At 61.2% G+C, this 10,911-nt stretch carries 9 protein-coding genes; 5 read left to right on the forward strand and 4 right to left on the reverse strand.

The annotated features are described in order from the left end of the window. The first annotated feature begins 355 nt into the window (after nucleotides 1-355). A complete protein-coding gene (locus tag ACZYR5_RS15310) occupies nucleotides 356-1,804 on the forward strand; it encodes a sensor histidine kinase (RefSeq protein ID WP_489090798.1) in 1,449 nt (482 codons plus the stop codon). 4 nt (nucleotides 1,805-1,808) lie between these two features. Here the strand turns inward: ACZYR5_RS15310 and ACZYR5_RS15315 are convergent, their stop codons facing one another. After that, nucleotides 1,809-2,471, reverse strand: coding sequence for a glutathione S-transferase family protein (locus tag ACZYR5_RS15315; RefSeq protein ID WP_489090799.1), 663 nt, complete (start codon nucleotides 2,469-2,471; stop codon nucleotides 1,809-1,811). A 180-nt stretch (nucleotides 2,472-2,651) separates the two neighbouring features. On the opposite strand from ACZYR5_RS15315, the gene ACZYR5_RS15320 reads away from it, so the two are divergent. The 4 genes from ACZYR5_RS15320 to ACZYR5_RS15335 all read left to right on the forward strand — a co-directional run bounded on the left by ACZYR5_RS15320 (nucleotide 2,652) and on the right by ACZYR5_RS15335 (nucleotide 8,264). Then, nucleotides 2,652-4,025, forward strand: coding sequence for a glutamine synthetase family protein (locus ACZYR5_RS15320; protein WP_489090800.1), 1,374 nt, complete (start codon nucleotides 2,652-2,654; stop codon nucleotides 4,023-4,025). 7 nt (nucleotides 4,026-4,032) lie between these two features. Continuing rightward, nucleotides 4,033-5,424, forward strand: coding sequence for an aldehyde dehydrogenase family protein (locus ACZYR5_RS15325; protein ID WP_489090801.1), 1,392 nt, complete (start codon nucleotides 4,033-4,035; stop codon nucleotides 5,422-5,424). Between the two features lie 3 nt (nucleotides 5,425-5,427). After that, a complete protein-coding gene (locus tag ACZYR5_RS15330) occupies nucleotides 5,428-6,588 on the forward strand; it encodes an iron-containing alcohol dehydrogenase (RefSeq protein WP_489090802.1) in 1,161 nt (386 codons plus the stop codon). 113 nt (nucleotides 6,589-6,701) lie between these two features. Further along, entirely contained in the window at nucleotides 6,702-8,264 is a 1,563-nt protein-coding gene (locus ACZYR5_RS15335; protein WP_489090803.1) for an amino acid permease, read from the forward strand. Between the two features lie 6 nt (nucleotides 8,265-8,270). Here ACZYR5_RS15335 and ACZYR5_RS15340 read toward each other — a convergent pair whose 3' ends face one another. The 3 genes from ACZYR5_RS15340 to ACZYR5_RS15350 form a co-directional block, all read right to left on the reverse strand. Then, nucleotides 8,271-8,891 (reverse strand): dihydrofolate reductase family protein, encoded by a 621-nt coding sequence (locus ACZYR5_RS15340; RefSeq protein WP_489090804.1) that lies wholly within the window; start codon nucleotides 8,889-8,891, stop codon nucleotides 8,271-8,273. A 403-nt stretch (nucleotides 8,892-9,294) separates the two neighbouring features. Continuing rightward, nucleotides 9,295-9,723 carry a hypothetical protein gene (locus ACZYR5_RS15345; protein ID WP_489090805.1) on the reverse strand — a complete coding sequence of 143 codons (429 nt, stop codon included), beginning with the start codon at nucleotides 9,721-9,723 and terminating at the stop codon, nucleotides 9,295-9,297. Beyond that, nucleotides 9,710-10,911, reverse strand: a 1,202-nt coding sequence (locus tag ACZYR5_RS15350; protein ID WP_489090806.1) for an EF-hand domain-containing protein, incomplete at its 5' end; no start/stop codon positions are given. The genes ACZYR5_RS15350 and ACZYR5_RS15345, both read right to left, overlap by 14 nt.

A 10,911-nucleotide genomic window follows, 5' to 3' on the forward strand; every position in this document is an offset into this window, starting at 1 on the left:
ATCGGCAGTCACCTCACCGTAGGAGCCAGCTTGCTGGCGAAGGCGCTGGCACAGCCGACATCATCGTTGGCTGACACTCCCTCTTCGCTGGCAAGCCAGCTCCTACAGAGGATTGAGGTCGATCTCTAGATCGGCAGTCACCTCACTGTAGGAGCCAGCTTGCTGGCGAAGGCGCTGGCACAGCCGACATCATCGGTGGCTGACACTCCCTCTTCGCTGGCAAGCCAGCGCCTACAGGGGGTTGAAGTAGCCTGGCGAAGCGTGGCGATGAAGTCGATGCGGCCTGGCTGATGTTCACCTAAGCTGACAAGTCATGGCATGCCGCCATCAACGGACTGTGTGCAGGGTGTTCGTCATGAATCTGAAATCCGTCTGGTCAACCGTCCTGCCGCGCGGATCGGTAGACACCATCGCCCCGACACGCCACTTCGACCTGCTGCGCTGGTTCTCGCTGATCAGTTTCGTCCTGATCAGCGCGATCGCCTTCGGCCTGGGCTCGATTTCCACGCGCTTCCTGATCAACGAAAGCCTGGAGCGCGACGCCATGCTGTCGGCGCAATTCATCCAGAGCCTGGCCAAGGGCGAAGTCCGCCATCATGGTCTATCGGGGATGCGCATGGGCGACATCCTCGCCCCGGTGGACTACGTCATGCTTTCGCCAGAGATCGCGCAGAACCGGGTGCGCGCCCGTTCGGAGTTTTTCGATCACCTGTCCAACCTGCCCGACACCCTGCTGATCAATATCTACTCGCCGCAACGCCGGGTGATCTGGTCGAGCAACCCCCAACTGATCGGCCATCGGATTGACGACAATGCCGCCCTCGATGCCACCTTCAGTGCCAAGGAACCCGTGTCGGTGCGCTACAACGATCTGGACGAACAGCGCTCCGAACAGAAATTCCTCCGTGAACCGAAGATGTTCTTCATCGAGAACTACATTCCCCTGAGTGATGATCGGGGCAACATCCTCGCGGTGGTGGAGATCTACAAGGAGCCGGTGGACCTGATCGAGCGTATCGACCGCGGGTATGCGTGGATCTGGCTGTCCACCGCGGTCGGTGGCCTGCTCCTGTACTTCGGGCTGTTCTGGATCGTGCGCCGGGCGGCGATGCAACTGGCCGCGCAGGAAAACCAACTGGTCGCCAACAAGACCTACGTCGGCCTGGTGGAAATGTCCTCCGCCGTCGCCCACAACCTGCGCAACCCGCTGGCGGTGATTCGCAGCAGCGCCGAACTGGCCCATGACACCCCCGGCCAGCCAGCGCAACAGAACATTGGCGACATCATCGGCCAGGTCGATCGCATGGCCGGCTGGGTCCACGACCTGCTGGTGTGCCTGCGACCGCTGCGCGGCGAACCGCAACCGCTGGCGCCGCTGCCGATCATCCAGGCCGCGCTGACCCAGTTCAGCCAGCAACTGAGCCTGGCGGCGGTGCGGGTCGAGTTCAAACCGGACCCGCTGCCGCTGATCATCAGCCACCCGTTGCTGCTGTCACAGATCCTCAACAGCGTGATTGCCAACGCCATCGAAGCCATGCATGGCGGCGGCACCCTGACCATCAGCGCGCGCCTCGACAAGCCGCGGCAATGGCTGGACCTGATCGTTGCCGACAGCGGCGAAGGCATGTCGCGGCAACAGGAACTGATGGCGTTCAAATCCTTCTACACCACCAAACAGGGCCGGCTGGGCATCGGCCTGGTGATGGTCAAGCAGATCATGCAGAGCTTTGGCGGCGAGGTCAGCCTGAGTACCTTCGAACACCAGGGCACGTCCGTGTGCCTGCGCTTCAAGGTGGCCGGGTGAATCGCTAACGAAACCGCTGCGGCAACTGCTCGGCAAATGGATAAAAACCAAAGTATGGCCTGGCCTCATCGATCACCCGCGCGAACGAGGGTCGGGTGGCCAGGCGCTCGAAGTAAGCGCTCAGTGCAGGACATTCAGCGGGAAACGGCACCAGCGTGCTGGCGTAAAACAACGCCGGGGCGCCAGCGCAGTCGGCGAGACTGAAATCGTCACCGACAATCCAGGTGTTGCCGGCCAGTTGGCGCTCGATCATGCCGTAGGCGATGGCCAGGGTGTTGCGCGCCACGCTCAGGTCCGCGTGGGTGCCGCGCAGCCGATCGGCGACGATTTCCTGCATCGGGCTGTGCACGTAGTTGTCGAAAAAACGATCCCAGAACCGCACGTCCAGTGCCCTGCCCCAATCGCTGGGCAACAACGGATGCTGCCTGCCGTAATAGTGGTCGAGGTACTCGATGATCACACTCGACTCCGCGACATCGCGTTGGTGCAATTGATCGTGGAGCACCGGAAACTTGCCCATTGGCCACAGCAACTGCAGCTCGAGGCGATCAGCGTTGTTGCCCAGATCGATGATCCGGCGCTCGAACTCAACGCCGCACTCGTACAGCGCAATCAGCACCTTGTGGCAGTACGACGACAGCGGGTGGAAGTACAAGGTCAGCGTCATGTCCGGTTCCTCGATGTAACAAAGTTTTGCGATGCGCAACTTGCATCTTCCAACTATAGGCTAGGCTTTGAGCAGCTCATTGCTCACGATGCTCGTATCTGCAGGGTTGGATGGTTTTCTGGAGAGCGTCTGCAACAGCTGCCTCAGACAGGACCAATCCGTTCGCGCAGGACTGACCCGATGACCGAGCCTCTTCTCAGCTTTGATGCACTCAAGCGCGCCGCAGCCAGCGGCGAAATCGATACCGTGCTGGTGTGCATGGTCGACATGCAGGGCCGCCTGGTCGGCAAGCGTTTCCAGGTCGAGTTCTTCATCGACAGCGGCTACCAGGAAACCCATTGCTGCAACTACCTGCTGGCCGATGACATCGACATGGAGCCGGTGCCCGGCTACGCCGCCGCCAGTTGGAGCAAGGGCTACGGTGACTTCGTGCTCAAGCCCGACATGACCACCCTGCGCCGCGTGCCCTGGCTCGAAGGCACCGCGCTGGTGCTGTGCGATGTGCTCGATCACCATCATCGCCAGGACCTGCCCCACAGCCCACGAGCGATCCTCAAGAAACAGATCGAGCGCCTGCGGGCCCGTGGCTATACCGGCATGTTCGCCTCGGAGCTGGAGTTCTACCTGTTCGACGAGAGCTACGCGGCCATCCACCAGCGCAATTACCAGGCGCCGAAGACCGCCGGGCATTACATCGAGGACTACAACATCCTCCAGACCACCCGCGAGGAACCGGTGCTGCGGGCGATTCGCAAGCACTTGCAGGCCTCGGGAATTCCCGTGGAAAACTCCAAGGGCGAATGGGGCCCGGGCCAGGAAGAAATCAACATTCGCTACGCCGACGCGCTGACCATGGCCGACCACCATGTAATCATCAAACACGCCTGCAAGGAGATCGCGCAGTTGCAGGGCAAGGCGATCACTTTCATGGCCAAGTGGCGTTACGACGCCGCCGGTTCCAGCAGCCATATCCATAATTCGCTGTGGGACAAGAACGGGAAAAAGCCGCTGTTCTTCGAGGCCAAGGCCGAGTTCGGCATGTCCAAGCTGATGCGCGCCTGGGTCGCCGGACAACTGAAATACGCCGGCGACATCACCTGTTTTCTCGCGCCTTATATCAACTCCTACAAGCGCTTCCAGGCCGGCACCTTTGCCCCGACGCGAGCAGTCTGGAGCCGCGACAACCGCACCGCCGGCTTTCGCCTGTGCGCCGAAGAAAGCAAATCGATCCGTATCGAATGCCGCATCGGTGGCGCCGACCTCAACCCCTACCTGGCCTTCGCCGCGCTGATTGCTGCTGGCCTGGCGGGCATCGATGAGAAGCTCGAGCTGGCGCCGCCCTACGAGGGCGATGCCTACGCCGACGAGCAACTGCCGGAAGTCTCCAAGACCCTGCGCGAGGCCTGCGCCGCGCTCAAGGCCTCGAGCATGTTGCGCGAGGCGTTCGGCGACGAGGTGATCGAGCATTACGTGCACACCGCCGAGTGGGAACAGAAAGAGTACGACCGGCGAATCACCGACTGGGAACTGCAGCGCGGCTTCGAGCGCTATTGAGAACGGCATGACAACCAAGGTCCAGCTGATTTCCCCGGTCAATGGCCGGGTCTACGTCGAACGCCAGTGCGCCGATGCGGCGCAGATCGACCAGGCCGTGGCCGACGCCAGCGCCGCGCAGATCCTGTGGCGCCGACGTACCCTCGACGAGCGCGCGGCACTGTGCAACGCGGCGGTGCAGGCGATGCTGTCGATGCAGGAGCAGATCGTCCCGGAGCTGGCCTGGCAGATGGGTCGCCCGGTGCGTTATGGCGCGGGCGAGTTGCGCGGGTTTGCCGAACGCGCGCGCTACATGATCGGCATCGCCGCCCAGGCCCTGGCGCCGATCGAACCCGAACCGATCGCCGGTTTTCGCCGAACCATCAAGCGCGAACCGCTGGGCACGGTGCTGGTGGTCGCGCCCTGGAATTACCCCTACCTGACGGCGGTGAACAGCGTCATCCCGGCGCTGATGGCCGGCAACGCGGTGATCCTCAAGCACGCCACGCAAACCCTGCTGGTGGGCGAGCGTTTTGCCCAGGCCATGCAACAGGCCAATCTGCCAACCGGGCTGTTTCACAACCTGCTGCTCGATCACGCGCAGACCGCCGCGTTGATTGCTTCGGGCCGCGTCCAGCAAGTCAACTTCACCGGTTCGGTGGACGCCGGCCGAGCCATCGAGAGCGCCGCCAGTGGGCGCTTTATCGGCGTCGGCCTGGAGCTCGGCGGCAAGGATCCCGCCTACGTGCGCGCCGACGCCAACCTCGAACACGCGGTGGAAAACCTGGTGGATGGCAGCTACTTCAATTCCGGGCAAAGCTGCTGTGCGATCGAACGGATCTACGTCGACAAAAAACTCTACCCGGCCTTCGTCGAGCGCTTCGTCGCCCTGACCGGCGAATACGTGCTCGGCAATCCGCTGAATGAAGCGACGACCCTCGGCCCATTGGTTTCGACCGGTGCCGCCGACGCGGTGCGCGGGCAGATCAACGCGGCTGTGAAGCAAGGCGCAACGGCGCTGATCGACGCCCGCGCCTTCCCTGCCGACCTCCCCGGCAGTGCCTACCTGGCACCGCAGGTGCTGGTGGATGTCAGCCACCGCATGGCAGTGATGCGAGAAGAAAGCTTTGGCCCAGTGGTGGGCATCATGCCGGTGGACGACGATGAACACGCCCTCACCCTGATGAATGACAGCCCGTTCGGCCTCAGTGCTTCGCTCTGGACTCGAGACTTGGCCGCCGCCGAGCGCCTGGGCAACGAGATCGCCACCGGCACGGTGTTCATGAACCGCTGCGATTACCTCGACCCGGCACTGGCCTGGACCGGGGTCAAGCACAGCGGGCGCGGGATCACCCTGTCGAGCCTGGGCTACGAACACCTGACCCGGGCCAAATCCTTCCACCTGCGGCACGAGGTGTAGCACATGAACCTGCGCGGAAACTGGAACTACCCCACGAGCATCCGTTTCGGTGTCGGGCGCATCAACGAGCTGGCCGAGGTCTGCCGCAGCCAGGGGATCCAGCGCCCGCTGCTGGTCACCGACAGCGGCCTGGCCCGCGCGCCGATCACCCTCGCTGCGGTGGATGCGCTGCGCGATGCCGGCCTGGGCGTGGCGATGTTCAGCGACCTCAAGCCCAATCCGGTCGAAGCCAATCTGGCCGGTGGCCTCGAGGCCTGGCGTGCAGGTGGGCATGACGGCGTGGTCGCATTTGGCGGTGGCAGCGGCCTGGACATGGGCAAGCTGATCGCCTTCATGAGCGGCCAGACCCGCCCAGTCTGGGACTTCGAAGACATCGGCGACTACTGGACCCGCGCCGATGACAGCGCCATCGCCCCGGTGATCGCCGTACCGACCACCGCCGGCACCGGCTCGGAAGTCGGGCGCGCAGCAGTGATCATCGACGAACGCACCCACACCAAGCGGATTATCTTCCATCCAAAAATGATGCCGCGGGTGGTCATCAGCGACCCGGCCCTGACCGTCGGCATGCCGGCGAAAATCACTGCCGGCACCGGCATGGACGCCTTCGCCCATTGCCTGGAAGCCTATTGCGCACCGGGCTTTCACCCGCTGGCCGACGGTATCGCGGTCGAAGGCATGCGCCTGGTCGCCAGTTCCCTGGTGCGTGCGGTGCGCACCCCGGCCGACCTCGACGCCCGCGCGCAGATGCTCGCCGCGGCGGCGATGGGCGCCACCGCGTTCCAGAAAGGCCTGGGCGGCATGCACGCATTGTCCCATCCGATTGGCGCGCTGCACGACACCCACCACGGCATGACCAACGCCACCGTGATGCCCTACATCCTGCAGTTCAACCGGCCGGCCATCGAGGAACGCATCACCCGCCTCGCCGCCTACCTGGGCCTGCCCAACCCGGGCTTCGACAGTTTCCTGGCCTTTGTCCTCAAGCTGCGCCAGGACATCGGCGTGCCCCACACCCTGCGCGAGCTGGTGGTAGGCGATCCCGAGGTCGAGCTGATTGCCGACATGGCGATCATCGACCCGTCCGCCAGTGGCAATCCGCTGCCGTTGACCCGGGATGACGCCATCGGGATTTTCGACGCGGCCTGGCATGGCCGTCTCTAGCGCAGGCGCCGCTCTATGCGAGTTTCAGGAGCAGTACAACAGGGTGTTGAACACCAGGCCATCGCGCCCCACAGGCGCCGTGGTTGTGAATCAAACCTGCAGGGGCACACGTGATGAATCCAGCCAGCCAGCCCGAACCCGCCGCCCATGACGACGACGTCAAGGCGTTGCACAGCATGGGCTACGCCCAGCAACTGTCGCGCCGCATGGGGGTGTTCTCCAACTTCGCGATTTCCTTCTCGATCATCTGCATCCTCTCCGGCGGCATCAACTCGCTGGCCCAGGGCACCTCGGGCGCAGGCGGTGCGGCCATCGGCATCGGCTGGCCCATCGGCTGCCTGATTTCCGGGGTATTCGCCCTGGCCATGGCGCAGATCTCCTCGGCCTACCCCACGGCGGGCGGGCTCTATCACTGGAGTTCGATCCTCGGCAATCGCTTCACCGGCTGGCTCACCGCCTGGTTCAACCTGCTGGGGCTGGTGACGGTGCTCGGGGCAATCAACGTCGGCACCTACTACTTCTTCTTCGGCGCCTTCGGCCCGGCGCTGGGCATGGAGGACACCATCACCACGCGAGTGATTTTCATGGCGATCCTCACCGGCATCCAGGCCATGTGTAATCACCTGGGGATTGGCCTGACCGCGAAGCTCACCGACTTCTCCGGCTACCTGATCTTCGCCACCGCGCTGGCCCTGACCATCGCCTGCCTGATCGCCGCCCCCAGCTATGACTTCGCCCGTCTGGTGACCTTCGGCAACTACTCCGGCGAGGCGGGTGGCAACGTCTGGCCACAGGTGTCCAACGGCTGGGTGTTCATGCTCGGGCTGCTGCTGCCGATCTACACCATCACTGGCTACGACGCCTCGGCGCACACCTCCGAGGAAACCCGCCAGGCGGCCACCTCGGTGCCCTGGGGCATGGTCATGTCGGTGATCTGGTCGCTGCTGTTCGGCTGGCTGATGCTCAGCTCCTTCGTGCTGATGCTGCCCAGCCTCGACGAAGCCGCGACCCATGGCTGGAGCGTGTTCTTCTGGGCGATGGACACGCAAATGAACCCCAACGTGAAGATGGCCCTGTACGTGGCGATTTTCGTCTCGCAGTTTCTCTGCGGCCTGGCCACCGTGACCTCGGTGTCGCGGATGATCTTCGCCTTCTCCCGCGACGGCGGCCTGCCCTGCTCCAAAGCCCTGGCCAGCGTCTCCCCCAGCCATCGCAGCCCGGTGGCGGCGATCTGGACCGGCGCGACCCTCGCGGTGCTGTTCGTCTGGGGCTCGTCCCTGGTGTCGATCGGCGAAACCCCGGTCTACACCATCGTCGTCTCCTGCACGGTGATCTTCCTGTTCTTCTCTTTCATCATCCCCATCGTCCTCGGCCTGTTCACCTACGGCACCGCCAAATGGCCGACCATGGGCCCCTGGAACATGGGGCGCGGGCTGTACTCGCTGTTCGCCGTGCTGTCGGTCCTGTCCATGGTGCTGATCTTCATCATCGGCATCCAGCCACCCAACGAATGGGCGCTGTACATCACCATCGGCTTCCTGGTCCTGACCGCCATCATCTGGTTCGCCTTCGAAGCCCGCCGCTTCCAGGGCCCGCCCATGGGCGAGATGATCCTCAAGCGCCAGGCGGAAATTGCCGCCCAGGAAGCGGCGTTGCATCGCCCAGGCGAGCGCTGATCGCACTCACTCGGCAAACGACCCCGTGCGCACCTCACCGGTGCGCACATAACGGCAAATCAGCACACCACTGGGTGTGCTGGTGACCTGCTCAAGGCTGAACGCTGCGGCCTGGGCATCATCACCGAACAGCCGCTGGCCGCGACCGAGCAGCACCGGAAACGTCATCAAGCGCAACTCATCCACCAACCCCGCCGCCAACAGTTGCCGCACCAGATCGCCGCTGCCTTGGGTCAACAGCGACGCCCCGTCCTGGCGTTTCAATGCGCGCACTGCTTCCACCAGATCACCCTGCAGGGCATGGCTGTTGTTCCACTTCAGAGTGTCGGGGCGGTGGGTGGCGACGTGTTTGGCCACGCGGTTGAACTTGTCGCCGATGGTTTGATGGCTGGAACCGGCCGTCACGCCCGGCCAGTACGCGGCGAAAATATCGTAGGTACGGCGCCCCAGCAGCAGTTCAAAGGGTTGGGCGAAGAGTTCATGGATGGCGCGGCCGGAGACTTCGTCGGCGTAGGGCACGATCCAGCCGCCGAATGGGAAATTGTCGCGGGTGTCTTCGGTGGGACCGCCGGGGGCCTGGATGACGTTGTCGAGGCTGAGGAAGGTGGCGACGGTTAGGGTGCGCATGGGGGGGCTCCTGGGTGTCGGTGGGACGATTGTTTTCGTTCGCATGTAGATAGTCGAACGGAGCGCTGCGCAATCGACAGGAGGTCATCGATTCCTTGAAGCTGATGGCGTTTTGAGCAGACATTCGGGACTGCCGATTGGTATAAGCACGAGCAATGGAGCCGTCGGTTTTTAACCAATGGCCCCAAGAAAGGAGCTAGTCTGGAGATTCGAAAAATGAATAGTTCCAGGATGTGTCTATGACCAATGCGAGACATTTCAGCAAACAGCCGAAATAGATCACACTTTTCGTATCACCTTTATAGGAACACACAAGAGTACGGGTCTTTGCAATGGTGCTTCTGCAAGCCTAACCCTACTTCACGACACAACCCCGCTTGCCTATCCCACGCATTTATAAATTCTAAATTTTCGCCTCATTTATTATTTCCCGAACAAAGACCTCTCGACGGATAACTTCTTTCAACAAACAATTTACCCGCAAAACCTCCCCTCTCTGACCCTCCAGCATCTGATACGCATCGCACAGTTCATTGATATACACATTAAAACAACTTGAACTTTTTCCTATGGACTCAATCAACCCACCCAATGAATCATCTGCGGCATTACGCTCAATAGCGGATCTGATATGATTTTCATGCCTTTCTATTTCCGCCTGCGTGCAGCCAATCATCTCCGGATGAGTCAATTGAGCCGAACCAATACATTCCAAATACTCTTTACTTTCATGCCCTTCGCTCTCCGACGCGTAGCTTTCGGCACGCACACCAAGGAAAAAAAACATTACAAACACCACAAGTCGCATCACCGCAATATCATTTAACTTCATATCTGCTCTTCTCCAAATCCAACAATTTCCTTTTTTCATCCATTGCTCTTGCAAGTAGACCAGATTGCAATGCAGGAGAACTCTCAAAAAGCTTTGAATTGTTTAGTATTTTATAGTCTTGCACAGCACAAATTATTTCCGACGCTGATGCAGATGACATAACGAAGCCGTCCAGAGCTTTTCTCACCAGCCTGGTTCTGGGACCGAACTGGACGCTCGTCGACCACACCAGATCGTGTAATGCAGCACTCTTATTTTCTACAGGGAAGCCTATCTCACTCAAAACATTCTTTATCTGAACATCATAATGGGTCTTTTTAATATATTCGTGCTGAGCATCCCTGAACTTGTTCGAATCTCTGGCCGCGATATTTCTCCACTGATCGTTGAATTCAGCAGTTCCAGCTACCAGACCAGAAAAAGCACGGGTATATCCGGACGACTCAATGAAATCCTGAACGACCCCCATTTTGGACGACATTTGATAAACACCGTAAGAAACGCCCCCGTGATCACCTCTCCCTGTTGAAACAACACCAGGTCCACGACCGCCAGATTCGTAATATTCGGAGGTAGTTCCCAAAATCCACAACTCTTTCGATCCTTGTGAAAACGCGCCTAGTAAACCTATTGGATGAAAGTGATAAGGAATCCCCCAACTCGGCAACCCCACCCTTTCCGCCACCTCACTCCACCACCCAGGTTGCTCGATCCGCTGTTTCTCCGCCACCCAGTTCAACTCCGGCGTTGACCCGCAGTGCCCCATCAGTTCATCCACCCCATCCCACTTCTCCCGGGTGTAAAACCACTCACTTTCCTTGCGCAGGACCATCTGTGAAATGGCTTGTGCATGGGCCGGTAGTTGCAGGGCGGCTTGCAGTTCGTCGCCGGTGATATGGCCGTCGCGGTTGCGGTCGATGATGTCGTAGAGGCGTTGTTTCATCGGGCCGGCGTTGTCGTTGTCGGCCAGGGGTTTGAAACGTTGGCATTGGGCTTCGGTGAATTCGCCGATGACGCTGAAGAACGAGGCGGTGTTGTGGCGTGGGGTGCTGTAGTCGAAAAGCACGTCGTAGCCTTCCCAGGCCCAGGGGCTGACGGTCGGGGTGACGCCGACTTCTTCGCAGACCCAGCCGTTGAGCAGGTTTTGCTCGGCGTCGTGCAGCAGGCCGTCGAGGCGGTACCAGCGCC

Source organism: Pseudomonas sp. F007, from assembly GCF_057814275.1.